General features: G+C 74.5%; 26 protein-coding genes. 13 read left to right on the top strand and 13 right to left on the bottom strand.

Features of this window, described 5'->3' with window-relative positions:
• Nucleotides 1-50 precede the first annotated feature (50 nt).
• The gene (locus ND486_RS25855) at nucleotides 51-200 is read left to right on the top strand and encodes a hypothetical protein (protein ID WP_251786973.1); all 150 of its coding nucleotides are present in this window, start codon (nucleotides 51-53) and stop codon (nucleotides 198-200) included.
• On the opposite strand, the gene ND486_RS25850 is transcribed toward ND486_RS25855, so the two are convergent.
• Nucleotides 197-1,135 (bottom strand): TAXI family TRAP transporter solute-binding subunit, encoded by a 939-nt coding sequence (locus ND486_RS25850; RefSeq protein ID WP_251786972.1) that lies wholly within the window; start codon nucleotides 1,133-1,135, stop codon nucleotides 197-199. The genes ND486_RS25855 and ND486_RS25850 overlap by 4 nt on opposite strands.
• Nucleotides 1,136-1,264: 129 nt before the next feature.
• Here ND486_RS25850 and dctA point away from each other — a divergent pair, with 129 nt between their 5' ends.
• Complete coding sequence (dctA, locus tag ND486_RS25845) at nucleotides 1,265-2,752, top strand: C4-dicarboxylate transporter DctA (RefSeq protein WP_251786971.1); 1,488 nt, start codon at nucleotides 1,265-1,267, stop codon at nucleotides 2,750-2,752.
• Between the two features lie 42 nt (nucleotides 2,753-2,794).
• Here the strand turns inward: dctA and ND486_RS25840 are convergent, their stop codons facing one another.
• Together ND486_RS25840 and ND486_RS29940 are read right to left on the bottom strand one after the other, a co-directional pair.
• Nucleotides 2,795-4,045: a sorbosone dehydrogenase family protein gene (locus tag ND486_RS25840; RefSeq protein WP_251786970.1), complete on the bottom strand. Its 1,251-nt coding sequence runs from the start codon at nucleotides 4,043-4,045 to the stop codon at nucleotides 2,795-2,797.
• Between the two features lie 55 nt (nucleotides 4,046-4,100).
• Nucleotides 4,101-5,345: a cytochrome P450 gene (locus ND486_RS29940; RefSeq protein ID WP_251786969.1), complete on the bottom strand. Its 1,245-nt coding sequence runs from the start codon at nucleotides 5,343-5,345 to the stop codon at nucleotides 4,101-4,103.
• 94 nt (nucleotides 5,346-5,439) lie between these two features.
• Here ND486_RS29940 and ND486_RS25830 point away from each other — a divergent pair, with 94 nt between their 5' ends.
• The 4 genes from ND486_RS25830 (at nucleotide 5,440) to ND486_RS25815 (ending at nucleotide 8,679) form a co-directional block, all read left to right on the top strand.
• Nucleotides 5,440-5,955 carry a hypothetical protein gene (locus ND486_RS25830; RefSeq protein ID WP_251786968.1) on the top strand — a complete coding sequence of 172 codons (516 nt, stop codon included), beginning with the start codon at nucleotides 5,440-5,442 and terminating at the stop codon, nucleotides 5,953-5,955.
• 67 nt (nucleotides 5,956-6,022) lie between these two features.
• A complete protein-coding gene (locus tag ND486_RS25825; RefSeq protein ID WP_226355037.1) occupies nucleotides 6,023-6,868 on the top strand; it encodes a DUF4097 family beta strand repeat-containing protein in 846 nt (281 codons plus the stop codon).
• Between the two features lie 39 nt (nucleotides 6,869-6,907).
• Nucleotides 6,908-7,858, top strand: a complete 951-nt coding sequence (locus tag ND486_RS25820; RefSeq protein WP_251786967.1) for an ABC transporter ATP-binding protein — start codon at nucleotides 6,908-6,910, stop codon at nucleotides 7,856-7,858.
• On the top strand, nucleotides 7,855-8,679 hold the full coding sequence (locus ND486_RS25815; protein WP_251786966.1) for an ABC transporter permease: 825 nt from the start codon (nucleotides 7,855-7,857) through the stop codon (nucleotides 8,677-8,679). Before ND486_RS25820 ends, ND486_RS25815 begins: the two co-directional genes overlap by 4 nt.
• Before the next feature lie 3 nt (nucleotides 8,680-8,682).
• On the opposite strand, the gene ND486_RS25810 is transcribed toward ND486_RS25815, so the two are convergent.
• Nucleotides 8,683-9,954 (bottom strand): cytochrome P450, encoded by a 1,272-nt coding sequence (locus ND486_RS25810; protein ID WP_251786965.1) that lies wholly within the window; start codon nucleotides 9,952-9,954, stop codon nucleotides 8,683-8,685.
• A 133-nt stretch (nucleotides 9,955-10,087) separates the two neighbouring features.
• Between ND486_RS25810 and ND486_RS25805 the strand changes: the two genes are divergently transcribed.
• Genes ND486_RS25805 through ND486_RS25795 form a run of 3 tightly spaced genes read left to right on the top strand, consistent with a single transcriptional unit; the run spans nucleotide 10,088 to nucleotide 12,268 of the window.
• Nucleotides 10,088-11,074: a DUF808 domain-containing protein gene (locus tag ND486_RS25805; RefSeq protein WP_251786964.1), complete on the top strand. Its 987-nt coding sequence runs from the start codon at nucleotides 10,088-10,090 to the stop codon at nucleotides 11,072-11,074.
• 14 nt (nucleotides 11,075-11,088) lie between these two features.
• Nucleotides 11,089-11,556 carry a cupin domain-containing protein gene (locus ND486_RS25800; protein WP_251786963.1) on the top strand — a complete coding sequence of 156 codons (468 nt, stop codon included), beginning with the start codon at nucleotides 11,089-11,091 and terminating at the stop codon, nucleotides 11,554-11,556.
• Between the two features lie 7 nt (nucleotides 11,557-11,563).
• Nucleotides 11,564-12,268 carry a TIGR02206 family membrane protein gene (locus ND486_RS25795; protein WP_251786962.1) on the top strand — a complete coding sequence of 235 codons (705 nt, stop codon included), beginning with the start codon at nucleotides 11,564-11,566 and terminating at the stop codon, nucleotides 12,266-12,268.
• Here ND486_RS25795 and ND486_RS25790 read toward each other — a convergent pair.
• Entirely contained in the window at nucleotides 12,225-13,163 is a 939-nt protein-coding gene (locus tag ND486_RS25790; RefSeq protein ID WP_251786961.1) for a LysR family transcriptional regulator, read from the bottom strand. The two genes, ND486_RS25795 and ND486_RS25790, sit on opposite strands and share 44 nt — an antisense overlap.
• Nucleotides 13,164-13,267: 104 nt before the next feature.
• Here ND486_RS25790 and ND486_RS25785 point away from each other — a divergent pair, with 104 nt between their 5' ends.
• The gene (locus tag ND486_RS25785) at nucleotides 13,268-14,341 is read left to right on the top strand and encodes a tartrate dehydrogenase (RefSeq protein WP_251786960.1); all 1,074 of its coding nucleotides are present in this window, start codon (nucleotides 13,268-13,270) and stop codon (nucleotides 14,339-14,341) included.
• A gap of 47 nt (nucleotides 14,342-14,388) precedes the next feature.
• Here the strand turns inward: ND486_RS25785 and ND486_RS25780 are convergent, their stop codons facing one another.
• Entirely contained in the window at nucleotides 14,389-14,805 is a 417-nt protein-coding gene (locus tag ND486_RS25780) for a hypothetical protein (protein WP_251786959.1), read from the bottom strand.
• Between the two features lie 38 nt (nucleotides 14,806-14,843).
• Here ND486_RS25780 and ND486_RS25775 point away from each other — a divergent pair, with 38 nt between their 5' ends.
• On the top strand, nucleotides 14,844-15,734 hold the full coding sequence (locus ND486_RS25775; protein WP_251786958.1) for an alpha/beta fold hydrolase: 891 nt from the start codon (nucleotides 14,844-14,846) through the stop codon (nucleotides 15,732-15,734).
• A gap of 10 nt (nucleotides 15,735-15,744) precedes the next feature.
• On the opposite strand, the gene ND486_RS25770 is transcribed toward ND486_RS25775, so the two are convergent.
• Nucleotides 15,745-17,466 (bottom strand): sigma-54-dependent Fis family transcriptional regulator, encoded by a 1,722-nt coding sequence (locus ND486_RS25770; RefSeq protein ID WP_251786957.1) that lies wholly within the window; start codon nucleotides 17,464-17,466, stop codon nucleotides 15,745-15,747.
• Nucleotides 17,467-17,607: 141 nt separating this feature from the next.
• Here ND486_RS25770 and ND486_RS25765 point away from each other — a divergent pair, with 141 nt between their 5' ends.
• The gene (locus ND486_RS25765; protein ID WP_251786956.1) at nucleotides 17,608-19,080 is read left to right on the top strand and encodes an NAD(P)/FAD-dependent oxidoreductase; all 1,473 of its coding nucleotides are present in this window, start codon (nucleotides 17,608-17,610) and stop codon (nucleotides 19,078-19,080) included.
• A 34-nt stretch (nucleotides 19,081-19,114) separates the two neighbouring features.
• Nucleotides 19,115-19,924 carry an alpha/beta fold hydrolase gene (locus tag ND486_RS25760; RefSeq protein WP_251786955.1) on the top strand — a complete coding sequence of 270 codons (810 nt, stop codon included), beginning with the start codon at nucleotides 19,115-19,117 and terminating at the stop codon, nucleotides 19,922-19,924.
• Nucleotides 19,925-19,963: 39 nt separating this feature from the next.
• Here the strand turns inward: ND486_RS25760 and ND486_RS25755 are convergent, their stop codons facing one another.
• The 6 genes from ND486_RS25755 to ND486_RS25730 form a co-directional block, all read right to left on the bottom strand.
• Entirely contained in the window at nucleotides 19,964-20,899 is a 936-nt protein-coding gene (locus ND486_RS25755; protein ID WP_251786954.1) for a helix-turn-helix domain-containing protein, read from the bottom strand.
• A gap of 22 nt (nucleotides 20,900-20,921) precedes the next feature.
• Nucleotides 20,922-21,392: a CBS domain-containing protein gene (locus ND486_RS25750; RefSeq protein ID WP_251786953.1), complete on the bottom strand. Its 471-nt coding sequence runs from the start codon at nucleotides 21,390-21,392 to the stop codon at nucleotides 20,922-20,924.
• Nucleotides 21,389-22,363, bottom strand: coding sequence for an NAD(P)/FAD-dependent oxidoreductase (locus tag ND486_RS25745; RefSeq protein ID WP_251786952.1), 975 nt, complete (start codon nucleotides 22,361-22,363; stop codon nucleotides 21,389-21,391). Before ND486_RS25745 ends, ND486_RS25750 begins: the two co-directional genes overlap by 4 nt.
• On the bottom strand, nucleotides 22,360-22,674 hold the full coding sequence (gene fdxA, locus ND486_RS25740; protein WP_226355016.1) for a ferredoxin: 315 nt from the start codon (nucleotides 22,672-22,674) through the stop codon (nucleotides 22,360-22,362). The genes ND486_RS25745 and fdxA overlap by 4 nt, the downstream gene beginning before the upstream one ends.
• A gap of 82 nt (nucleotides 22,675-22,756) precedes the next feature.
• Nucleotides 22,757-24,916, bottom strand: a complete 2,160-nt coding sequence (locus ND486_RS25735; protein WP_251786951.1) for a molybdopterin-dependent oxidoreductase — start codon at nucleotides 24,914-24,916, stop codon at nucleotides 22,757-22,759.
• Nucleotides 24,917-25,043: 127 nt separating this feature from the next.
• Complete coding sequence (locus tag ND486_RS25730; RefSeq protein ID WP_251786950.1) at nucleotides 25,044-25,889, bottom strand: 3-hydroxybutyryl-CoA dehydrogenase; 846 nt, start codon at nucleotides 25,887-25,889, stop codon at nucleotides 25,044-25,046.
• Nucleotides 25,890-25,907 lie beyond the last annotated feature (18 nt).

The following is a 25,907-nucleotide window of genomic DNA, read 5'->3' as shown; positions in this document are numbered from 1 at the left end:
GCTCCTCCCGGCCGGGCGACCGGCCGTCGACGCGTCCTCCGTGACAGGTTATGGCCGCCGCGCTCCACACCGCCGCCGCCGACGACGACCGCCCCACGAGGAACCCGGCCGACGTCACCCCCGGGGCACCCGCGGCCGTGATCACCACGTCCACCGGAGCCGTCGGCGCCGGGGCCCGGGTCGCCCCGACCCCGGCCTAGGGCTTGTGGTCGCGGAACCAGCGGCGCGCGGCCGGGTGCAGCGGGACCGGCGTCGTCGCCGCGCCGGTGCGCGGGTTGATCTGGCCCGCCTCCAGCCGGACGCGGGACAGCTCGCCGGAGTGGACGAACAGCTGGTCAGTGAGCCAGTGCGCGAGGGCGTCGTCCATCGACGGCGACACCGCGAGCAGCGTCGGGACGGCCGGGGCGGGCGCGGCCGCCAGCGGCGGGTACATCGTCGCGGGCACCACGACCGGCACGTACTCCAGCGGGTGCCGCGCGACCAGCGCCTCCACCTGCACGGTCAGGTCCAGCAGCCGGACCCCGCCGGACGCGGCGAGCTCGGTGACCGCGGGCGTCGGCATGCCGGTGAGGCTCAGGACGCCGTCGACCTCCCCCGCCCGGAACGCCCGCACCGAGTCGGCCTGGGTGTGGCTGCGCAGCGTCGCCCGGACCCCGGCGACCTCCAGCAGCCGCTCGGTGACGAACCGGGTCCCGGAGCGGGGCGCACCGCCGGCGAGGATCAGGCCGTCGAGGTCGCGGGCGTCGCGGGCCGGGCTCGCGGCGGGCACGAGCGCGTGGAGCACCGAGTCGAACACCCGGGCCAGTGCGACGACCGGCTCCGGGTGGGCGAGGGCGACGTCGACGTTGACGAACGCCAGCTCGGCCCGCCCGGAGGTCAGCAGCGCGACGTTCTCCGGGGCCGAGTCGGTGTGCACGACCTCGACGACCTCACGGCCCCACTCGCGGTCCAGCAGCCGGGCCAGCGCGGCGCCGATCTCACGGTAGACCGCGCCCTCCGGGCCCGTGGCCAGCCGGAACGGCGACGGCGGCCGGGGCGGCGGCGTCGCGCAGCCGGTCAGCGCACCACCGGCGAGCAGGGTCCCGGCGAGCAGTCCGCCGCCCCGCAGCACGTCGCGGCGCGACCATCCGGCCATGTCCGCATCCTACGTTTTCGTCCGGTATGCCGGTAATCCCAAGAACAGCCCAAGAATCCGGTCGTCCGGCCCCGCACGACGTCCCGCCCGACCACCGTCGGGCCGGCATCGTCACGCGAGGGAGCGAGCATGAGCAGTCCAACGGCGGACGCCGTCCCGGCCGCACCACGGCCCCGGACCAGGACCCCGATCTACAAGCACCTCTACGTCTGGGTGCTCGCCGGCATCGCCGCGGGGATCCTCGTCGGCCTGCTGCTGCCCGAGGTGGGCGCGCAGATGCAGTGGCTCGCCACGCTGTTCATCAGCCTGGTGAAGGTGGTGATCGCGCCGGTCATCTTCGCGACCGTGGTGGTCGGGATCGCCGGTCTCGGCAACCTCGCCAAGGTCGGCGGGCTCGCCGGGCGCACGGTGGTCTACTTCAACGTCACCACCCTGATCGCGCTGGCCCTGGGCCTGCTGACGATCAACGTCATCGCCCCGGGCGTCGGGCTCGGCTACGACCGGGAGAGCTTCGACGGCTCGGCCGCGGACTCCACCATCGAGTCGGCCGGGGCCGCCGCGGGCGGGGGCCTCACCGACTTCCTGCTGGCGCTGGTGCCGGACTCGTTCGCCTCGGCCTTCACCGACGGCCAGCTCCTGCAGGTGCTGCTGCTGGCGATCCTGGTCGGCGTCGCCATCACCATGCTCGGCGAGCGGGGCAAGGGCATCACCCGGGCCCTGGACTCGTTCGCCCAGGTCATGTTCGGCGTGATCAAGCTGGTCATGTGGGTCGCCCCGCTCGGCGCGTTCGGCGGGATCGCGTTCACCATCGGCCAGCACGGCAGCTCGATCCTGGGCAGCCTGGCCGGGTTCATGCTGACCTTCTGGGCGACCTGTCTGATCTTCGTCTTCGTGGTGCTCGGCCCGATCTGCCGGCTCGCCGGGTTCTCGCTGTTCAAGTACCTGCGCTACATCAAGGACGAGCTGCTGATCGTGCTCGGCACGTCGTCGTCGGAGACGGTGCTGCCGCGGATGATGCGCAAGCTGGAGGCGGCCGGCACACCGAAGCACGTCGTCGGGCTGACCATCCCCACCGGCTACTCCTTCAACCTCGACGGCACCGCGATCTACATGACGATGGGCGCGATGTTCATCGCCCAGGCGTTCGGCGTGGACGTCCCGCTCGGCACCCAGATCGGGATCCTGCTGTTCATGCTGATCTCGTCCAACGGCGCGGCCGGGGTGTCCGGCGCCGGGCTGGTGACGCTCGCCGCGTCGCTGGCGGCGTTCGACCACATCATCCCGCTGGTCGGACTGGCCCTGATCGTGGGCATCGACCGGTTCATGTCCGAGGGCCGCGCGCTGACCAACCTGACCGGCAACGGCATCGGCACCCTGGTCATCGCCCGCTGGACCGGGGAGCTGGACCGCGACCGGCTGCGGGCCGTGCTCGACGACCCCGGGCAGGTCGACGTCGACCAGCTGATGAGGGCCGAGAACGACGCCGCCGCGGAGCCCGGCGCCGACGACGACGCCCGGGCCGTCGAGCGCACGGCCGCCGTGGCGACCGTCGGCACCGGGGGCGGCGAGGTCGCCACCGGCAGCGAGCTGCGGGATCGGACCGACCCCGGGCGCTGACCCGGCACCACCACCGGCCCGGGCCGGCCCCGTACCGCGGGGTCAGCTCGGGTCGATCCGCAGGATCCGGTCGTCGTCGCCGTTCGAGGTCGTGACCAGCAGCGGACCGCCGGGCACGGCGTACACCCCGCGCAGCCGCCCGGAGTCCCCGTCGAGCGCCGCCGGGATCTCGACGTCGGAGACCGCGCCGTCGGTGCCCTCCGGGCCGACCCGCATCAGCAGCAGCTTCTGCCCGCGCAGCGCGGCGACGGCGAGCATCCCGTTCCGCTGCCCCCACGCGTCGCCGTCGAGGAACGCGGCGCCGGCCAGCGCCTCGGGCGGGCTGCCGGAGGCCCACACGGCGGGGACGGCGTCGGGGAAGCGGTCCCGGTCGGTCATCGGGACCGACTCGTCGTAGGTGGTCACCGTGCCGCCCTGCGAGGGGTCCCAGCCGTAGTTGCCGCCCGGGCGCAGCAGGTTCACCTCGTCGTCGCGGGTGGGGCCGTGCTCGGCGGTGAAGACCCGCCCGGTGCCCGGCTCGACAGCGACGCCCTGCACGTTGCGGTGCCCGGAGGTGTACACGAGCCGCTGGGCCGGGTCGGCGGCGTCGGCGAAGGGATTGCCGGCCGCGGGCCCGCCGGTGGCCGGGTCGACCCGCAGGGTCTTGCCGCCGAGCGAGGTGAGGTCCTGCGGGGTGGCGGGCATCGCCGCGTCGCCGGTCCCGACGACGAGCGCCCCGGTGTCGTCGACGGCGACCCGGCAGCCCGAGTGCCGTCCGCCCGAGGCGATCGGCAGGCCACCGACCAGCGGGTCCGCGACCCGGGTCGCGGTGGCCCCGTCCGCGGACAGCGTCCAGGTGACCAGCCGGACGTCGACCGGGCTCCCGTTCTCGGCGTGGGTCTGGCAGGTGGTGAACCGGTTCGACGTCGCGAAGTCGGCGTGCACGGCCAGGCCCATCAGCCCGCCCTCCCCGCGGGCGAACACGTCGCCCAGATCGGCGGCGACCGGGGTGACCGCGGTGCCCGGGTCGAGCGAGGCGAGCAGCGACAGGCGCCCGTCCCGCTCGGTGACCAGCGCGCGCCCGTCGGGCAGCACGCCGACGCTCCAGACGTGGGAGAACCCGCCCGCGACGACGACCGGCGCCAGGTCCCCGGCCGCCGCCGGGGCGTCGGTGGTGGGCGGCGCGGGCGCCGGCTCGGCGGGCGCGGGTGCGGCGGCGCCGCAGCCGGCGGCGACCATCAGGGCGACGGCCGCGGCCGCCGTCCCGGCGCGACGGAGACGGGCGGGGTGCGGGTCACGGGTCACACCGGTCATCCTGGCCGGAACCGGGCACGACGGCAGCACGGGTGTGGTCGCGCAACACCGGCGGTCACGGCGCGTCGATCCGTACCTCGAGCGACCCGAGGCGCTCGAACCCGAGGTCCGACGGCCGGTCGGCCGGTGTGGCGAGCCGCAGCGCGGGGAACCGCTCGACCAGCGCGTGCAGCGCCACCTCGATCTCCTGGCGGGCCAGCGCGGCCCCCAGGCAGTAGTGGGCGCCCTGGCCGAACCCGAGGTGCCCCTCACCGCGACCCGGGTCCCGGGTCACGTCGAGCTCGTCGGGCCGGTCGTACCGGCGCGGGTCGAAGTTCGCGGTGACCAGCCCGGCCGTCACCGACTCCCCCGCCGCGATCCGGGTGTCGCCGACGACGACGTCGGCGCTCGCGTACCGGGGCGTGCTCACCGGGACCGCGCCGCAGGTCCGCACGATCTCGTGCACCGCGGTGGGCCACCGCCACGGCTCGGCGCGCAGCGTCGCGAGCTGGTCGGGGCGGGTCATCAGGGCCAGCGTCGACCGGGACAGCACGTGCGCGGTCGTCTCGAACCCGGCGACGACCAGGTCGAACAGCAGGACGTCCAGCTCGTCGGCGGTGAGCCGGTCGCCGTCGTCGTGCACCGCGACGAGCACGTCGACCAGGTCGTCGCGCGGGTCGGCCCGCCGGGCCGCGACGAGCTCGTGGATCTGTGCGACGACGGCGCGCGCCACGTCGGGCATCCGCTCCGGGTCGGGTGCGACGAGCAGGGCGGCCAGCTCCCGCCAGAGTCCGCGCTGCTCCACCGGGACGCCGACGAGCTCGCAGATCACCGCGATCGGCAGCGCGCGGAACACCGTGGGCAGCAGGTCGACCGGGCTGCCGTCGGCGCCGGCGGCCGCGACGTCGTCGAGCAGCTCGGCGGTGAGCTGCTCCACGCGCGGGCGCAGCGCGGCGACCCGGCGCACGGTGAACGCCCGTGAGACGAGCCGGCGCAGCCGGGCGTGGTCGGCGCCGTCGCGGACGAGCAGGCCCCGGCCGAGGTGGTCGAGCTCCGGCGGCAGCCCGAGCCCCGTCAGGAGCGGGCCCATGACGTCCCCGGCGCCGGGCACCCCGGTGGGGTCGTTGCGGAACCGCGGGTCGAGGAGCAGGGCGTGCACGTCGTCGTGCCGGGTGACGAGCGACGCGGCGACCATCGGCGACTCCGGCATCGCCACGACGGGCCCCTGTTCACGCAGGCGCCCGAAGGCGGCGACCGGGCAGGTGGTGCGGTCCACGACGTACTCCTTCGACGGCGTCAGCAGGTCCGGTCCATCGGACACCGTGCCGTCGCGGCAGGGTCAAGCCCGCGGCGCCGACCAATCTGCGTGGCGCCACACTCTTGACGATGGCGCCATCGTGCGCCATAGTTGCGCCATGGAGTTGGACGGATATGTCGACCGCCTGCGCACCGAGTTCGCCGCACTGGGCGAGGCCGCGGGCGAGGACACGCGGGCGGCCGCGGAACGGCTGCTCACGCCCCTGACGTCGACGACCCGCCTGGTCCTGCTCGAGGCGCTGGCCGCGGCGGCCGACGAGATCACCCTCGAGCTCGCACCGGGGTCGGTGCACGTGCGGCTGCGCGGCAGCGACCCCGAGTTCGTCGTCACCGCAGGGTCGGCCCCGCCGTCGGCACCCCCGGCGACGACGGAGGTGCCACCCGTGGCGCCATCGCCACCGGCGGGCGCCGACGGCGAGTCCGGGCCGGTCGCCCGGATCAACTTCCGGCCGCCGGAGACGCTCAAGACCCGGATCGAGGAGGCCGCCGGGCGGGACGGCCTCAGCGTGAACACCTGGCTGACCCGTGTGGCCGCGGCCGCGCTGGACCGCCCCGCCACCACGCCCGACCGTCCCGACGCCGCCCGCCGCGGCCGCGTCGGCTGGTTCGGCTGAGCCACACGACCTCTGCCACCCACCCCTGACTCACGGCGTCACCGCGACGCCGAGGAGGCGATGCCCCGTGCCCACCTACGACACCCCCGAGCCCGTCACCGCGATCGTGGACCTCGCCATCGGCGAGCTGCGGGTGACCGCGTCGGACCGCACCGACACCGTCGTCGAGGTCCGCAGCTCCGACGCCGACCGCGCCCACGCCGACCGGGTCCGGGTCGAGCTGACCGGGCGGGAGCTGCGCGTCACCGGCCCGCAGCTCGGGCTGCTGCAGAAGCTCACCCCGCGCACCCCCGGCCGCTCGATCGAGGTCGGGATCGCCCTGCCCGCCGGGTCGGCGCTGACCGCCGCCACCACCTACGGCGGGATCGTCGTCGAGGGCCCGCTCGGGGCCTGCGAGGCCCGCACCCGCTTCGGCGACGTCCGCGTCGACGACGCCGCCTCCGCCGACCTGAGCACCGGCTTCGGTCACGTCCGGATCGGCGGAACCGTCACCGGGGACGCCACGGTCCGCTCCGACCACGGCGGCATGCAGATCCACCGCATCGGCGGAACCGCGACGCTCAGCAGCAAGCACGGCGGCATCCGCGCCGACGAGCTGACCGGCGACGCCGAGCTGACCGGCACGCACGGCCCCATCGACGTCGACGAGCTCGGCGCGGGCGCCCGCGTGCGCACCGCCTACGGCGACGTCCGGCTCGGCCGCGTCCACCGCGGCGAGGTGTCGCTGACCAGCACGCACGGCCGGCTGGAGATCGGCGTCGCGCAGGGCAGCGCCGCCTGGCTCGACCTCGACACCACCGGCCGGGTCGGCAACGACCTCGCACCGCGCGAGGCACCGGACGGCGACGCCGTCGACACCGTCGCCGTGCACGCCCGGTCCCGCGAGGGCGACATCGTCGTCCGCCGCGCCTGAGCACCGCCGTCCACCGTCACCACCACGAGAGGAACCACCGTGCCCACACCCCCGCCCGCCGTCGCCGTCGCCGCCCTGCACAAGTCCTACGGCGACCACGCCGTGCTCCGCGGCATCGACCTCGACGTCCCCGCCGGGACCGTGCTCGCCCTGCTCGGCCCGAACGGCGCCGGCAAGACCACCCTGGTCCGGATCCTGTCGACGCTGCTCGCGCCGGACTCCGGCCGGATCCGCATCGCCGGGAGGGACCCGGCGACCGACCCCGACGGCGTCCGCGCCGCCATCGGGGTGACCGGCCAGTTCTCCGCCGTCGACGGCCTGCTGACCGGGGCGGAGAACCTGCGGCTCATGGCCGACCTGCACCACCTGCCCCGCGGGCGGCGCCGGGAACGGGTACGCGAGCTGCTCGACCGGTTCGACCTCGCCGACGCCGCGGACCGCCGGGCCGGGACCTACTCCGGCGGGATGCGCCGGAGGCTGGACCTGGCCATGACGCTGGTCTCCGACCCGCAGGTGCTGTTCCTCGACGAGCCGACCACCGGGCTGGACCCGCGCAGCCGCCGCGGCCTGTGGGACGCCGTGCGCGACCTCGTCGGCCGCGGCGTGACCGTGCTGCTGACCACCCAGTACCTGGAGGAGGCCGACCAGCTCGCCGACGAGGTGGCCGTCCTGGACGGGGGCCGGCTCGTCGCCCGCGGCACCCCGGCGCAGCTCAAGGCCCGGGTCCCCGGCGGGCACGTGCGCCTGCGCTTCGCCGACGACGACGCCCTCGCCGCCGCCCGCACCGTGCTGCCCGCCGCCGTCGCCGACACCGCCGCGGTGACGCTGCAGCTGCCCGCCGCCGGGGCCCGCGACCTGCGGGACCTGCTGGACCGCCTCGCCGGGACCGGGGTGGAACCCGAGGAGCTGACCACCCACACCCCCGACCTCGACGACGTCTTCCTGGCCCTCACCGGCCACCCGAGCACCCCGGAGGTGGCCGCGTCATGAGCGCCGCCGTCATGGACACCACCGCCCTCGACCGTCCCCGCCTGCTCACCGACTCGGTGACCATGCTGCGCCGCCGCATCCGGCACCTGCGCCGCTACCCGTCGCTCACGATCATGCTGATCGCCCAGCCGCTGGTGTTCCTGCTGCTGTTCGTGGTCGTCCTGGGCGGCACGATGGGCGCCGGGCTGGGCGGTGACCGCAGCGACTACCTGGCCTTCGTCACCCCCGCGGTGCTGCTGCTGACCGTCGCGAGCGTCGCGATGGGCACCGCCATCGGGGTCGCCACCGACATGACCGAGGGCGTCGTCGCCCGCTTCCGGACGATGGCGATCGCCCGGTCCAGCGTCCTCACCGGGCACGTCGTCGGCGCGTTCGTGCAGACCGCGGTCGGTCTGGTCGTCGTGCTCGGGGTGGCGCTGGCGCTCGGGTTCCGCAGCAGTGCCGGGCCGCTCGCGTGGCTGGGCGTCGCCGGGATGTTGGTGCTGCTCACGGTCGCCCTGACCTGGCTGACCGTGGCCCTCGGGCTCGCCGCCGCCAGTGTGGAGACGGCCAGCAACACCCCGATGTTCCTGATGCTGCTGCCGTTCCTGGGCAGCGGGTTCGTGCCGGTGGAGTCCATGCCGGCCGGGCTGCGGTGGTTCGCGGAGTACCAGCCGTTCACGCCGGTCATCGACACCCTGCGCGGGTTGCTCGGCGCCGGGCCCGGCAGCGGGGCCGGGCTCGGCGCCGACGCCGCGCTCGCCGTCGGCTGGTGCGTGGTGATCACCGTCGGGAGCCTGCTGTGGTCGCGCCGGCTCTACGAGACCCGCGCGGCGCGCTGAGCGTCAGCCTTCCGGCGGGCGGTCGACGTGGACGGGCAGGGCGGGCAGCCGCTCGAACCCCAGCCGCGACGGGCCGTCCGCCGGTTCGGCGAGCCGGAGCCCCGGGAAGCGCGTGACCAGCGCCGACAGCACGACCTCGACCTCCTGGCGAGCCAGCGCCGCCCCGAGGCAGTAGTGCGCCCCGTGCCCGAACCCGAGGTGCCCCTCGCCGCGTCCGGGGTCGCGGCGCACGTCCAGCTCCCCGGGCCGGTCGAGCACCCGGGGGTCGAAGTTCGCCGGCAGCAGACCGGGCAGCACGGCGGTCCCGGCGGGGACCGGGGTCCCGGCGATCTCCAGGTCCTCTGCGGCGTAGCGCGGGGCACCGGCCGGGATCGGACCGCAGGTGCGGACCAGCTCGTGCACCGCCGTCGGCCACAACTGCGGGTCGGCCCGCAGCGCGGCGAGCTCGTCCGGGCGGCTGAGCAGGGCGAGTGTGCCCTTGGCCAGCACGTGCGCGGTGGTCTCGAACCCGGCGACGGTGAGGTTCACCGTCATGTCGACGAGCTCCTGCTCCGAGAGCCGGTCGCCGTCCTCGTCGTGCGCCGCGACCAGCCCGGACAGCAGGTCGTCGGCCGGCTCCCGGCGACGGGCCTCGATCAGGTCCCGGACGTGGGCGACCATCCCCCGGGCGACGTCGGGCATCCGCGCCGGGTCGGGCTGGATCAGCAGCCGGGCGAACTCCCGCCAGCGGTCCCGGTCGCCCTCCGGCACGCCGACGAGCTCGCAGATGACCGCGATCGGCACCGGGTAGGCCAGCGCCTCCACCAGGTCGACCGGGGTGCCGCCGGCACCGGCCGCGGCGACGTCGTCGAGCAGGCCGTCGACGATCGCCCCGACGCGGGGACGCAGCCCGTTCACCCGGCGCACCGTGAACGCCCGCGACACGAGCCGGCGCAGCCGCGCGTGGTCCTCCCCGTCCCGGCCCAGCATCGGACGGCGGAGCAGGTCGAGGTCCTCGGGCAGCCCGATCAGCCCGGTCTGGGCGTTGCGCAGGTAGTTCTCCGCCTCCGGTACCGCGGCCGCGTCGTGCCGGAAGCGGTCGTCGGTGAGCATCGCGCGGACCTCGGCGTGCCGGGTCACCATCAGGCCCTGCTGCGTGGGCCGTCCGGGGATCTCCAGCGGGATCTCCACGACCGCCGCGACCTCGCGCAGCGCGGAGAAGCCGGCGACCGGGTCCGACGGGTCCACGGTGTCCGGGCCTGCGGTCGGCGCGGCGGTGGTCGTGTCCTCTGCCATGGGCCCAGTCGACACCGTGCCGCCGCGGCACGGTCAAGCCCCGCGATCGGGCGGGTTCGGTCCCGTTCGTCCCGCCCGCGCCGTAGGCTCCGCGCGTGCGCACGGATTCGGCCATGCAACGGACGGTGACCCGATGAGCGGACTGTTCGCCCTGCTCGACGACGTCGCGGCGCTGGTGCGCCTGACGACGGCCTCCCTCGACGACGTCGCCGGGGCCGCCGGGCGCGCCGGGGCCAAGGCCGCAGGGGTGGTCGTCGACGACGCCGCGGTCACCCCCCGCTACGTGCAGGGGCTCAAGCCCGAGCGCGAGCTGTCGATCATCTGGCGGATCGCCAGGGGCTCGCTGATCAACAAGATCGTGTTCATCCTGCCGGTCGCGCTGATCCTGTCCCAGTTCGCGCCGTGGCTGCTGACCCCGATCCTGATGGTCGGCGGCTGCTACCTGGCCTACGAGGGCGCGGAGAAGCTCTGGGAGTACTTCTCCGGGCACTCCGAGCACCCCGAGGAGCGCGACGAGAAGGTCGCGGCGGACCCGGCGGAGAACGAGCGCCGGGTCGTCTCCGGCGCCGTGCGCACCGACTTCATCCTCTCGGCCGAGATCATGGTCATCGCGCTGAACGAGGTGGCGTCCGAGGGCATCGTGTCCCGGGCGATCATCCTGGCCGTCGTCGCCGTCGCGATCACCGCGCTCGTCTACGGCGCGGTCGCGCTCATCGTGAAGATGGACGACGCCGGCCTGGCCCTGGCGAAGCGCGGCTCCGGCCCCGTCGCGTCGTTCGGGCGCGGGCTGGTGAAGGCCATGCCGATCGTGCTGACGACGCTGTCGGTCGTCGGCGTCGCGGCGATGCTGTGGGTCGGCGGGCACATCCTGCTCGTCGGGATGGACGAGCTGGGCTTCTCCCCGATCTACGACCTGGTGCACCATCTGGAGGTGGCCGTCGCCGACGCGACCGGTGCGCTGGGCGGGTTCCTGGGCTGGCTCACCAACACCGTCGGCTCGGCGATCCTCGGGGTCGTGGTCGGCGCGGTGATCGTCGCCGTGGCGCACCTGGTGCCGAAGCGGAGGAAGAAGAACGACACCGACGACGACGCCGAGACCGCCGGGACCGCCGGCGCCTGACCCGGGAGGCCGCCGTGAGCCGCATCGAGATGCCGTCCGGCGAGACGATCGACGTGCTGCACAGCGGCGCCCCGGCCTTCGAGTTCGAGGCCGTCGTACCGCCCGGGGTGGCCGGTCCCCCGCCGCACCGGCACCGGGGCGCCACCGAGTCGTTCACCGTGCTCGAGGGCGTCCTGCGGGTCCGGGTCGAGGGCTGGACGAGCCTGCTGCACCCCGGCGACGGGATCGTGGTGCCGCCCGGCGTCACGCACTCGTTCGGCAACGGGGGCGACGGCCCGGTGCGCGTGCGCACCGTCGAGACCCCCGCCGGGTCCCTGGAGGAGCAGTTCCGGATCCTGGCGACGGCCGGGCGGCTGCCGCCGCTGCGCCGCCTCGCGCGGCTCAACGTCGCCCACGACCTGGACTTCACCCTCGCCGGGATCCCCGACGCGGTGCAGCGCCCGCTGTGGCGGTTGCTCGCGGCGCTGACCGGTCCGTCATGATCGGGCGATGGGAGACACCGGCGTCTTCGTGCCCTACGGCGCGACCCACTGGGCCGCGCTGACCGTCGGGGTCCTCGGCGCCGTCGCGCTGGTGGCCCTGGGACGACGGCTGCGCGGCACCCCCGCCGAGCCGGGCGTCTCGCGGGCGTTCGCCGTCGTGGTCGTCGTGCTGCTGGTGCCGCTGCAGCTGCGGCTGCTGACCCCGCAGACCTTCGACGTGCACATCTCGCTGCCGCTGCAGCTGTCGGACCTGTCGTGGGTCACCGCCGCGGTCGCCCTGTGGACACGGCGCTGGTGGGTGTGCGCGCCGCTGTACTACTGGGGTCTCACGCTGACCCCGCAGGCGCTGCTCACCCCGGCCACCGACTCCCCCGACTTCCCGCACGTTGCGTTCCTGCACTTCTGGGCGCTGCACCTGCTGGTGACGTGGGCCGCGGTGTACCTGACCTGGGGCGCCGGGGTGCGGCCGACCTGGCGCGGGATGGCCGTGACGCTGGCGGCCACGATCGCCTGGGCGGCGGTGGTGCTGCCGTTCAACCTGGCCGTGGGCACCAACTACGGCTTCCTCGCCCACAAGCCGACCAACGCCTCCGCGCTGGACCTGCTGGGCCCGTGGCCGGTCTACCTGGTCGTCGAGCTCGTTCTGGTCGCGGTGGGGTGGGCGGTGATCACGTGGGCGTGGACGCGGCGGCGGGAACGGGAGCCGGCCTGACCGGCAGCCGCTCCGCCAGCCCGTCGACGAGGTGGTCGAGCACCGCGCGGACCCGCCGTGGCGGGTCCGCCCCGTGCACCGCCAGCAGGTCCGCCGACGGCGTCGGGATGTCCGCCAGCACCTGCACCAGCTCCCCCGACGCGAGCAGCGGCGCGACCTGCCACAGCGAGCGCATCACCAGCCCGCGGCCGGCCCGGCACCACGCCGTCGCGACCTCGCCGTCGTTGCAGGTCATCGCGCCCGTCACGCGGACCCCGGCGGCGTCGGCGTCGGTCCCGAAACGCCAGTGGGCGTAGGCGGTGTCGTTCTCCCGGATCACGATGCAGTCGTGTCCTGCCAGGTCGGCGGGGGTGCGCGGGGCGCCGCGGCGGCCCAGGTACGACGGCGCCGCGCACACCACGCGCCGGTTGCGGTGCAGAACCCGGGCGTGCAGCCGCGAGTCGGGCAGCGGTCCGACGCGCACCGCGAAGTCATAGCCGGAGCCGCCGACGGCGACCGGCAGGTGTGACAGCTCCAGGTCGATGCGCAGGTCCGGGTTGGCCGCCTCGAACGTGCCGAGCAGCGGCGCGACGTGCGCCCGGCCGAACCCCATCGACGAGTGCACCGCGATCCGCCCGTGCAGCCCCGAGCGACGCCGGCCGATCTCGTCCTCCAGGTCGTCGATCCGGCCCAGCACGTCGCGGGCGCCCTCGGCGTAGCGGCGGTCCTCGTCGGTCAGGGTGAGACGCCGGGTGGACCGGTTGACCAGGCGGACGCCCAGACGTCGTTCCAGGCGGGCGAGCCGCTTGCTGACCGCCGACACCGACACACCCCACTGGCGCGCCACCTCGGTCAGCGTGCCCGCGGCGGCGACCCCGGCGAAGAAGCGCAGGTCGTCGAACTCGGGCAGCTCCACACCCACTCCTTTCGCCTGCGGAAAGACTGTCCGGTCCGGACGACGGTTCACCGCGTCCGGTTCGCCGATCAGGATAGAAGCAACCGAGTCGAGGAGGACACGACATGACCGCGCACCGCATCGCCGTCATCCCGGGCGACGGGATCGGCAAGGAGGTCGTCCCGGAGGGCGTCCGCGTGCTGACCGCGGCCGCGGAGCGGTTCGGGATCGGGCTGGAGTTCACCGAGTTCGGCTTCGCGAGCGCCGACCACTGGCTCGAGCACGGCACGATGCTGCCCGAGGACTGGTTCGAGCAGCTGCGAGGCTTCGACGCGTTGTTCTTCGGCGCCGTCGGGTGGCCGGAGGTGCTGCCCGACCACGTGTCGCTGTGGGGCAGCCTGCTGCAGTTCCGCCGCCGCTTCGACCAGTACGTCAACCTGCGCCCGGCCCGGCTGCTGCCCGGCGTCGCCGCCCCGCTCGCCGGCCGCTCCCCCGGCGACATCGACATGCTGATCGTCCGGGAGAACACCGAGGGTGAGTACTCGTCGGTGGGCGGGCGGATGTTCTCCGGCACCGACCGCGAGATCGTGATCCAGGAGACCGTCATGACGCGCACCGGCGTCGACCGGATCCTGCGCTACGCCTTCGAGCTCGCGCGGCGGCACCCGAACCGGCACCTGACCTCGGCGACGAAGTCCAACGGCATCGCGATCACCATGCCGTACTGGGACGAGCGGGTCGCGGCGATGGCGGCGCAGTACCCCGACGTCGACGTCGACTCCTCCCACATCGACATCCTCGCGGCGCGGTTCGTGATGAGCCCGGAGCGGTTCGACGTCGTGGTCGCCAGCAACTTGTTCGGCGACATCCTGTCCGACCTCGGGCCGGCCTGCACCGGGACGATCGGCATCGCGCCGAGCGCGAACATCAACCCGGAGCGGGAGTTCCCGAGCCTGTTCGAGCCGGTGCACGGGTCCGCACCGGACATCGCCGGGAAGGGCGTCGCGAACCCGGTCGGCCAGATCTGGTGCGGGTCGATGATGCTGGAGCACCTCGGCGAGCACGAGGCCGCGGCGGCCGTGCTGGCCGCGGTCGAGGACGTGGTCGGGCGGGGCGGCGCGACCGTCACCCCGGACCTGGGCGGCACCGCGACGACCGCCGAGCTGGGCGCGGCGATCGCCGAGGTCGTGCGGGGATGAGCCCGTCCCGACCCGGCCGGCGCGCCCCGGCGGCCGGGCGTCGCGGCTCAGCCCGCGAGGAGCGCGACCAGGCGACGGGCCGCGTCGGGCGGCAGCCTGCGACGGCCGCGCAGGTGCCGGAACACCGGCGCGAGCACCGGGTCGGCCAGCAGCTCGGCCCGCGGCACCGGCCGTCCGACCGGCACGACGACGCCCGCCGCGTGCCGTCCCCCGGGGTGCGGCTCGGCGGGACCGGTGAACGCGAACAGCGCCGTCACGCCGCCGCCCGGCCCGGTGCGGTAGACCACGGCCCGGTCGCCCGGCGCGGTCCCCGCCAGGCAGCAGGGCTCCGGGGGCGGGTCGGCGACCTCGTCGGCGTCCCAGAGCAGGACGGTGTCCGGCAGCGCGGCGCCGGGTCGCACGGGGTCGGTCGGCACGGCGTCGGTCGGCACGGGGTCGGTCGGCACGGGGCCCGGCAGCGGCATGCCGCCCGTCCTACCCCAGCCCACGGGGGTCCGGCACGATGAGCCCGCGGACCCTGCTGCCCGCCCCGTTCACCGCCCGCACGGTCGACGCGGCGGGGACGGTGGTGCACACCGTGACCGGCGGATCCGGGCCGCCGCTGCTGCTCCTGCACGGCTACCCGCAGACCCACGCGATCTGGCACCGGGTCGCGCCGTTGCTCGCCGACCGGTTCACCGTCGTCGCGACCGACCTGCGCGGCTACGGCGACAGCGCCAAGCCGCCCCCGGGCCCGGACGACGCCGCCTATGCCAAGCGCGCCATGGCCGCCGACCAGCTCGCCGTCATGCGGGAGCTGGGGTTCGACCGGTTCGCCGTCGCCGGGCACGACCGCGGCGGCCGGGTCGCGCACCGGCTGGCCCTCGACGCGCCGGACGCGGTGTCGGCGCTGGCGGTGCTCGACATCGTCCCGACCCGGCACGCGTTCGACACCGCCGACGCCGGCTTCGGGCTGGGCTACTGGCACTGGTTCTTCCTCACCGCCCCGGCCGGGATCCCGGAGCGGCTCATCGGGGGCGACCCGGAGTTCTGGATCACCGCTCGGATGCGGTCGCGCCACCACGGCGGCACCCCGTTCGACGACCGCGCCGTCGCCGAGTACGTCCGCTGCTTCGCCGACCCGGCCGCGATCGCCGCGTCGTGCGCCGACTACCGCGCCGCGGCCGGGATCGACCGCGTCCACGACGGCGTGGACGCCGGCCGACGGGTGACCGCGCCGCTGCTGGCGCTGTGGGGCGCGCACTCCTTCGTCGGGCGGTCCTACGACGTCCCCGCGGTGTGGGCCGGCTACGCCACGGACGTGCACGGGACGGCCCTGGACGCCGACCACTACCTGCCCGAGGAGCGCCCCGAGGAGGTGGCGCGGGAGCTGACCGCGTTCCTGACGGGGTGATGCGGCCCGCTCAGTCCGTGATCCGGTACTGCGCGATCTTCCGGTAGAGCGTCGACCGGGCCACCCCCAGCGCCGCGGCCGCGGCGGCCCGGTTCCCGTCGGTGTCGCGCAGCGCGGCGACGATCGCGTCCCGCTCGGCCCGGTCCACCGCCCGCAGCGTCCCGGACGGCGCGCTCTGGCAGGACTCGGGCAGGTCGGTCGCCTCGACCACACCCACCGGCCGCCGGCCCAGGGCCGCGGTCAGCGCGTCGCGCAGCTCGGTCACGTTCCCCGGCCACGGATGCCTGCTCACCGTCCGCAGCGCCCCGGCGGACAGCCGCACGTCGCGACCGGGGGCGAGCTCGGCGAGCAGCGCGGCGACCAGGCCGGGGAGGTCGCCGGGGCGGCCGCGCAGCGGCGGGACCGGCACCGACACCCGGAACCGGGCCAGCACGGCGTCGCGGACGGGGTCGGGGACGGCGGTGTCCGCGCGGGTGCCGGCCGTCGGCAGACCCCCGCGCGCGACGGCGGGCGGCACCCCGGCGTCGCGCCGGTCGAGGTCGCGCAGCAGCACCAGCGCCCGCCGCCCGGCCCGCCGGACGCGGTCCTCGAGGTCGGCGCCGTCGTCGTCCGGGCCGACCTCGACGACCGGGCCGGGCCAGGAGTCCGTGACCAGCCGCGCCCGGCCGGAGCCGGGCTCGCCGGTGACCAGCAGCGGTTCCCCCGCCCCCAGCGCCCCGGCGACGGCGGCCCGCGCCGCCCGCCAGGCCGGGCTCACCCCGCCGGCGTCGGACCGCGGGGTCGCCGCGACCGGTCCGGCGGGGCCGCCGCCGTCCGGCTCGCGCAGCAGCGTCACCACCGCCACCAGGCCGGCGACCGACCCGCCGACCGGGACGACCGCGCCGCGCAGCCGCGCCCGCGTCCCCGACGGCAGGTCCACCCGGTCGTCGACGCCGGGGCCGCGGAGCAGCAGGAACCGGGCGTGGTCGGTGAGCGCGGCGTGGTCGCCCGCGTCGAGCAGGGTCTGCATCGCGGTGTTCGCCAGCACCGTGCGGCGCCCGACGGCGAGCACCGCCCGCCGGGTGCGGGACTCGGTGCGGGCGTAGGCGTCGAACAGGGCCTGCTGGGCGGGGTCGCGGTCGTGCAGCAGGGCGTCGGAGATGCGCGCGGCCGCGGAGCGCACCAGCGACAGCAGCAGCGGCGAGGAGTGTTCGGCGCGGCAGGACAGGTCGAGTACCGCCTCGATCCGCCCGGTCGCCGGGTCGCGCACCGGGGCGCCGGCGCAGGCGTAGTCGTGGAGCTGCTCGACGAAGTGCTCGGCGCCGACGATGTGCACCGGCCGGCCGGACTCCAGCACGGTCCCGACCCCGTTGGTGCCCACCGCGCCCTCGGCGTAGCCGAACCCGGCGGCGAACGCGTTGACGTCCGCGGACCGGGCGATCACCGCGTCGGTGTCCAGCCGCACCAGCAGCCGGGCCCGGTGGTCGGTGAGCGCGACGCACACCCCGATCCCGGCGACCTGCTCGACCAGCTGCTCCATCACCGGGCGCGCGCAGCGGACCAGCCGGGAGCCGGTGTCGAGGTCGGGGTGGAACCGGTTCACGATCATCGCCGGGTCCACCCCGCCCGCGATGCTGCGCCGCCACGACGCGACGACGTGGCCGGGCACGCCGGGCAGCGCGACGTCGGGCCGGTCGAGCAGCTCGGCCCGCGCGGACACGAGCTCGCGGCGGCGTGCGAGCAGATCCCCCATCGACGCACCTCTCTGTGCTCGTCATCACATGATGCGTCACCGGTCAACACCTGTCGCTGTCCGAAGTTCGGACACCCGTGGGACGCCCGGTCCGACCTAGCGTCGGGTGACCGTCGTCACCCCTGCACCGGGAGGACCCCCATGGCCACCACGACCACCGAGCACGTCGACGTCCTGATCGTCGGGGCCGGGGTGTCCGGCATCGGCGCCGCGCACCGGCTGCGGGAGGAGTTCCCGGAGCGGAGCTTCGTGCTGCTGGAGGCCCAGGACGCCCCCGGTGGGACCTGGTGGACGCACCGCTTCCCGGGTGCTCGCTCGGACAGCGACCTGTTCACCTACGGCTACCGGCACAAGCCGTGGAAGGGACCGTCGATCGCAGCGGGCGGGGAGATCCTGTCCTACCTCCGCGAGGTCATCGACGAGGACGACCTCGCCGGGCACATCCGCTACCACCACCGCGTCACCGCGCTGAGCTGGTCCTCGGAGGAGAACCTCTGGACCGCGGACGTCACGCGCACCGACACCGGCGAGACCCTGCGGATGACCGCGTCGTTCCTGTGGATGTGCCAGGGCTACTACAACCACGACGAGCCCTACACCCCGGAGTGGCCGGGCACCGAGCGCTTCGCCGGGACGGTCGTGCACCCGCAGTCCTGGCCGTCGGACCTCGACGTCACGGGGAAGAAGGTGCTGGTCATCGGATCCGGCGCGACCGCGGCGACGGTCGTCCCGGCGACGGCCGCGACCGCCGAGCACGTGACGATGCTGCAGCGCTCGCCGTCGTACTGGTTCCCGGCGCCGACCGTGCACGAGCTCGCGACGATGCTGGAGCCGCTCGACCTGCCCGGCGAGTGGACCCACGAGATCCTGCGCCGCACCTACGTCCAGCAGCTCGACTGGCTGGCGACCACCGGCCGCGACGACCCGGACGCGCTGCACGAGTTCCTGGTCGAGTCCATCCGGCCGCTGCTGCCCGAGGGCACCGACGTCGAGAAGCACTTCGTCCCCCGCTACCGGCCGTGGCAGCAGCGCATCGCGTTCGTGCCCGACGGCGACTTCTTCGCCGCGATGCGCGAGGGGAAGGCCTCGGTCGTCACCGACACCATCTCCGAGTTCACCGAGAAGGGCGTGCAGGTCTCCTCCGGCGAGGTGATCGAGGCCGACGTCGTCGTCACCGCGACGGGCTTCGACCTGGCGGTGTTCGGCGACATCCCCTTCACCGTCGACGGCGAGCCGGTCGACTTCACCCGGCACGTCACCTGGCGCGGTCTGATGATCAGCGACATCCCGAACATGGCCTACGCCTTCGGGTACTTCCGGCACAGCTGGACGCTGCGGATCGACCTGGTCAACGACCTGATCGGCCGCATCCTGGCGCGCATGGACGAGCGGGGGGACCGGGTCGTCGTGCCCACGCTGCGGGCCCAGGACGCCGACATGCCACGGCTGCCGTGGGTCTCGGAGGACAACTTCAACCCCGGCTACATCGGACGCTCCCAGCACCGCATGTTCGGGCAGGGCGACCGCGAGCCCTGGACCCACATGCACGAGCACGACGTCGACCGGGTCGAGCTGCCGAAGGCCGACCTCGACGACGGCCTGCAGTACCGCTGACCCCGACCGACCGCACACCCCGAGGAGACCCACCGTGCCCCGCATCCCCGTGTCCACCGGCGTCGAGCTGAACTACGAGACCGCAGGCGACGGCGACCCCCTGCTCATGATCATGGGTACGTCCGGCGCGATCCCGCTGTGGGGCGAGCTCGCGTCCCGGCTCGCCGAGACCCATCGTGTGATCACCTTCGACAACCGGGGCCTGGGCGGCAGCGACCGCGGCGCCGGCCCGATCAGCGTCGGGTCGATGGCCGCGGACACCTCCGCCCTGCTCGACGCCCTGGAGATCCCGCGGGCACACGTGCTCGGCTGGTCGCTGGGCTCGGCCGTCGCGCAGGAGATGGCGCTGTCCCGCCCGGAGCAGGTCGCCTCGCAGGTCCTCTACGGCACCTGGGGCCGCACCGACGGCTTCCAGCGCGCGGTGCTCACCGCGCTGCGCCTGCCCTACGTGCACCGTGACATGGAGTCCGCACTGGCCGCGTCGGGGCTCGCGTTCTCCCCACAGGCCCTCGACGACCCGAACGTGGGCGCCCTGCTGGAGGCGCTGCTGCCGGCGTTCCCGCAGGACGAGGCGCAGATGCAGGTGACCGTCGAGCAGTGGGACGCCGACCTCGTGCACGACACCCTCGACCGGCTGGACGCGATCACGGCACCGACGCTGGTCGTGGTCGGCGAGCAGGACCTGCTGACCCCGCACTGGCAGTCCCGCGCGGTGGCCGAGCGCATCCCGGGCGCCCGGTTCGAGCTGGTCACCGGGCCGGGGTCCAGCCACTGCATGCACCTGGAGCGGCCCGAGGACCTGACGAAGCTGGTCACCGGGTTCCTCGGCGAACAGCGGATCTGAACGGAGCGGCCGGGCGGGGTCGCCCCGCCCGGCCGGCGATCAGGAGTCGCGGTGCGCCTTCGGGGACCGCCCGAAGCGCGCCCGGAAGGCCCGGCTGAACGCGGCCGGGTCCGGCATCCCCCAACGGGCACCGACCGCGCCGACCCCGACGTGGGCGAGCTCGGGTCGGCGCAGGTCGGTCCACGCGCCCTGCAGGCGTTCCTCGCGGATGGCCCCGGCCACCGTGGTGCCCTCCTCGGCGAACAGCTTGTGCAGGTAGCTCACCGAGATCGCGCAGGCGGCGGCGACACCCGCGGGGTCGAGGTCGCGGTCGGCGATGTGCTCGCGGATGTGCCCGCGGGCCCGCGCGATGTGCAGGTTCTCCGGCGCGGACGCGGGCACGGTGCTGCGGACCAGCGCGACGAACACGTCCCCGATGGTCCGTGCGACGGCCTCCTGCGCGGCCACGGGGACGTCGTCGCCGATCGCCCGGTCCAGCGAGGACAGCAGCGGCGGCAGCATCGCGCCGACGCCGCGACGGCCGTCGAGGGCGACCGCGGTGGCCTCGGCCATCTCCGCCCGGGACAGCGGCAGCGCGCTCTTGGGATGCAGGCAGACCTGGTACTCGAAGCTGTCGGTGGTGACGAAGGTGAACGGCCTGCTGCTGTCGTAGATCACGAACTCGCCGGGGCCGATCACCGCCTCCCGCCCGTCCTGTGCGACGAGTGTGCGGCCACGGCGGGCCAGCGCGATCTGCAGGTAGTCCTCGTCTGCGGCGCGAACCTGGCGTACTGTCCTGTCGAAGCGGTGTGGAACCGAGGAGATCCGCCGCAGATGCGTGCCGGCCACCGACGAGGCGGTGACCCGTCCGGAGACCAACCCGGTGGTGGACGGTGTCACGTCCAGCGCGACGAACTGGTCGCACACCGTCGCGCGCCAGAAGTCCAGCCGGTCGGTCTCGGCCACGGTGGTGGTGTCGATCGTGACCAATGCCATACCCGAGCATCGCACGTGGACGTCACGGACGTGTTGCTCCGATGTGAGGAGATCGTCGCGCGGCCCGCTCGGCCGCCCGGGCCCGCACCCCCTCGTCCGTACAGAAGCCGGCCCCGGACCGCTTGAGGCAGAGCAGACCGAGCAACCGGCCGTGCCCGTCGACGACGGCGAGCCGCCTGCGCCCCTCGGCCCGCATCCGGTCGCGCGTCGCGGTCGCCGGCGCGGTGGGGGCGACGGTGCGCCCGGCCAGCGTGCCGAGCCAGCGGACCGGCGCCGCGGCGGGACGGCCGGCGAGGTCGCCGCGCTCCACCACGGCCAGCAGCACACCCCGGTCGACGACGAGCAGCGCGTGCACGTGGTCGTCGCGGAACACCTCCCGGGCCTGGTGCACCGTGGTGGTGCGCCCGCACGTGCGGGGGTGTCCGATCATCGCCGCGCCGGTGCTGCCGGGGGCCCACCCCACCCCGGACCGGTCGGGCGCCGCGCCGGTCATGCCGCGTCGCTCGAGTGTCCGGGCACCACCGGGAGGTCGGGGCGCACCAGCGGGACGAGGTTGTTGACCGCCAGCGCGGCCTCGCCGAAACCGACCGAGATCAGGCGGACCTTGCCCTCGAAGTCGGTGATGTCCCCGGCCGCGAACACCCGGGGCAGCGTCGTGCGCATCGACCGGTCGACGGCGATGTGCCGGCGGCTCATCCCGATCCCCCAGCTCGACAGCGCCGCGAGGTCGGCCTTGAACCCCAGCGCGGCGACGATCTCGTCGACCCGCAGGGTCTCGACGCCGTCCGGGCCGGACACGTCGACCTCGGAGACGCGGCCGTCGCCGCGGACGTCGGCGACCTCGTACGGGGTCAGGATCCGGACCGTCGACGCGCGCAGCTCGGTCACGCTGCGCTCGTGGGCGCGGAAGGCGTCGCGGCGGTGCACCACGGTCACCGACGCGGCGATCGGCTCCAGGCAGAGCGCCCAGTCGACCGCGGAGTCCCCGCCGCCGACGATCAGCACGTCGCGGCCGGACAGCTCGGCCGGACGCGGCACCGCGTAGCGCAGCCCGCGGCCGGCGTAGTCGCCACCGGCGGGCAGCGGGCGCGGGGTGAACCGGCCCATGCCGCCGGTGACCAGCAGCGCCCCGGCCCGGACCCGCACGCCGCGGTCGGTGGTGACGGCGACGCCGTCGTCGAACTGCTCCAGCTCCACGGCGTCGTGCCCGAGCAGGTAGGTCGGCTCGGCCAGGGCGGCCTGCTCGACCAGGGAGTCGACCAGGTCCTGCGCGCGGACCCGCGGGAAGCCCGCGACGTCGAAGACCGGCTTCTCCGGGTAGAGCACCGACATCTGCCCACCCAGCTGGTCCAGGGCGTCGACGACGACCACGGACAGCCCGCGGAAGCCGGCGTAGTAGGTGGCGTAGAGGCCGGTGGGCCCGGCGCCGACGACGACCAGGTCGGCCGTGAGCTCCCCGGTCATCGCGGCTTCCGCTGCGTGACCAGCGGGTGGTCGCTGTCGGCCGGGTCGGCGTCCTCGCCACCGCCGGAGAACCCCTGCTCGCGCACGAACGCCGCGTTGGCGTCGACGAACGGGAGCAGGTCCGCGGGCATCTTGTGCTCCCAGTGGATGGCCTCGCTGGGGCAGGCGGGCATGCACTTGCCGCAGTCGACGCACTCGTCGGGGTGGATGTACATCATCCGCTCGCCGGGGTAGATGCAGTCGACCGGACACTCCTCCATGCAGGAGCGGTCCTGGATGTCGATGCAGGCCTCGGTGACGACGTAGGCCACGAGTCTTTCCTCCGATGTGGACGGTCGGGGTGGGGCACGGCCCGGCCGGGCCGAGAAGGGCGATCCGGCCGGGCCGTGCGGCTCAGGCGGTCTCGACCTCGACGAGCGTGTCGGAGAACGTGGGCGCGTTGCCCAGGTCGCCGAACACGGTCGGGTTGACCGCGGCCAGGGTGGTGCCGGCCTTGGAGTTCTTGCGCCAGCCGCCCATCGGGCTCACCACGACCCCGCGGGACACGGTGTCCTGCAGGGACGCGACGACGGTGAACTCGCCCCGGTCGTTGAACACGCGCACCGGCGCACCCTCGGCGATGCCGCGGGCGGCGGCGTCGTCCGGGTGGATGATCAGCGTGTGCTCGTTCGCGACGCGGCGGTGGAACTCGTGGCTGCCGAAGCTCGAGTTCAGGAACGCGTGCGACTTGGGCGTGAGCAGATTGAGCGGGTAGCGGGCGGCGAGCTCCGGGTCGGCCGCGGCGGACTCGCGCGGCGGGATGTAGTGCGGCAGCGGGTCGACCGGCTGGCCGGGCTGGTGGTCGTTGGAACCCTGCCGGAACAGCGGGACGACGAAGTTGCCGCCCGCCGCCGCGGCGGAGACGAACTCGGCCTTGCCCGACGGCGTCGGGAAGTTCCCCTCGGCGTGCGGGGCGTAGGCCTCCGGCGGGGCCACGTTGAGCCGCTGCCAGCCCTTCTCCTTCAGCGACTCGACGGTGATCCCCTCCATGTGCGGGTGGGACCAGTCGAACGCCTCGGCGATCATCTCGGAGTCGGTGCGCCGGAAGACCGGGTCGTCGAAGCCCATCGCGGCGGCGAGCCTGCGGAACATCTCGGTGTTCGGGACGGCCTCGCCCAGCGGCTCGATGGATCGGTGGTTGTAGGTCACGAACAGGTGGCCCCAGGAGAACATGATGTCGTCCTGCTCGAGCTGCGTCGTGGCCGGCAGGACGATGTCGGCGTACTCCGCGGTGTCGGTCATGAACTGCTCCGACACGACGGTGAACAGGTCCTCGCGCTCCAGGCCCTTGATCAGCCGGTCCTGGTCGGGCGTGGTGACGACCGGGTTGGAGTTGTAGACCATCAGGCCCTTGATCGGCGGGCCGGCGGGCAGGTCACCGGCCAGGGCGGCGCCGAGCCGGTACTGGTTGACGACCCGGGTGCCGGGGGTGAGCATCTCCGGGTGCATGAAGGCGCCCCAGTTGACGGGGAACGCCCACAGCGGCAGCTGCAGGATGCCGCCGCCGGGCCTGCGCCAGGCGCCGACGAGGCCGGGCAGGCAGGACAGGGCGCGCACGGTCTGGCCGCCGCCGGCGTGCCGCTCGACGGCGACGCCGATCCGGATGACCGACGGCTGCGCACCGGCGTACTCGCGGGCGAGCACCCGGATGGTCTCGGCGGGTACGCCGGTCTCGGTCTCGGCCCACTCGGGGGTGTAGCGGGAGACGCGCTCGGCGAACTCGTCGTAGCCGACGGTGTGGTTGGCGATGTAGTCGTCGTCGGTGAGGCCCTCGGCGATGATCACGTGTGCCATGGCCAGCGCGAGCGCGCCGTCGGTACCGGGGCGGATCGGGATGTGCTGGTCGGCCGCGGCCGCGGTGCGAGTGCGGACCGGGTCGACGACCACGACCTTCGCGCCGTTCTTCTTCGCCTTCGCGATGTAGGGCCAGAGGTGCAGGTTGGTGCTCATGATGTTGCAGGCCCACACCAGGATGAACTTGGAGTGCACGAGGCTCTCCGGGTCCACCCCGGCGGTGTCGCCGATGGTCATGGCGTAGGCGGTGCAGGAGCCGGAGTCGCAGTAGGTGCGCTCGGCGACGGTGGCGCCCAGCTTCGCGAAGAAGGGGTCGCCGACGTTGAGGCCGTTCAGGATGCCCTGGGTGCCCAGGTAGCTGACCGGCATGATCGCCTCGGGACCGTGCTCGGCGGCGATGGCCGTGAAGCGGGTGGCGATCTCGGTGACGGCGTCGTCCCAGGTGATCCGCTCGAAGCGGCCGCTGCCCTTGGGCCCGGTCCGGCGCATCGGGAACAGCACGCGGCCCGGGTCGTACACGCGGTCGAGGTAGTTGTTGACCTTCACGCAGAGGCCGCCGTTGGTGTACGGGTGGTCCGGGTCGCCGACGACCGAGGTCGCCGTCCCCGAGCCGTCGACGGTCACCAGCATCGCGCAGGTGTCCGGGCAGTCCTGGGGACAGGCGGCCTTGACTACCTTCTCGGTCAGCGGCGTGGCCGGGGCCTCGTGCGTCGCGGTCATGGGTGCTCCTCGCCTCGTGGTGGGATGGCGTCACCCACGAGACTGGTCGCCCGCCGCGCGCCGGTCTTGGCACCGGGAGCACTGACGTTGTCCCGGGGAGCACAATCGCGCCCCCCGGGACGCCCGGTCAGGCGTAGGTGTGGAAGCCCCGCCCGGTCTTCTTGCCGAGCAGGCCGGCGTCGACCATGCGGGCCAGCAACGGCGGCGGCGCGTACAGCGGCTCCTTGAACTCCGCGTACATCGACTCCGCGACGGCCTGCACGGTGTCCAGGCCGATCAGGTCGGACAGCGCGAGCGGGCCCTGCGGGTGCGCACAGCCGCGGACCAGCCCCTCGTCGATGTCCTCGGCGGTGGCGAAGCCGGACTCCATCATCCGGATCGCCGACAGCAGGAACGGCACCAGCAGCGCGTTGACGACGAAGCCGGCGCGGTCCTGGCAGTCGATCGCCTTCTTGCCCAGACCGTCGGAGACGAAGCTCCGCGCCCGGGCCAGGGTGTCCTCGGAGGTCATCAGGCTCGGGACGAGCTCGACCAGCGACAGCACCGGCACCGGGTTGAAGAAGTGGATGCCGACGACCTGCTCGGGACGCTTCGTCGCCACCGCCAGCTTCATGATCGGGATGGACGACGTGTTCGACGCCAGCACCGCGCCGGTGTCGGTGACGAGCCGGTCCAGCTCCCGGAAGACACCGGTCTTGAGCGCCTCGTCCTCGGCGATCGCCTCGACGACGAGCTCCCGGTCGGCCAGCGCGTCCAGCCCCTCGACGACCTCGAGGCGGGCCAGAACCTCCTCGGCGGAGTCGATCCGGCCGCGCTTCTCCGCCCGGGCCAGCGACGACTCCAGGCGGGCCCGGCCCGCCTCCACCGCGGCGGCGGAGGTCTCGACGACCCGCACCCCGTACCCGGCCCGTGCCGCGACCTCCGCGATCCCGGATCCCATCTGACCGCAGCCGACGACGCCTACGCGCTCCATGAGCACCTCAGTTCCCTC

The sequence above is a fragment of the Pseudonocardia sp. DR1-2 genome (assembly GCF_023717215.1).
Taxonomy (GTDB): domain Bacteria; phylum Actinomycetota; class Actinomycetes; order Mycobacteriales; family Pseudonocardiaceae; genus Pseudonocardia; species Pseudonocardia alni.
This window is presented reverse-complemented; position numbering and strand designations above follow the sequence as displayed.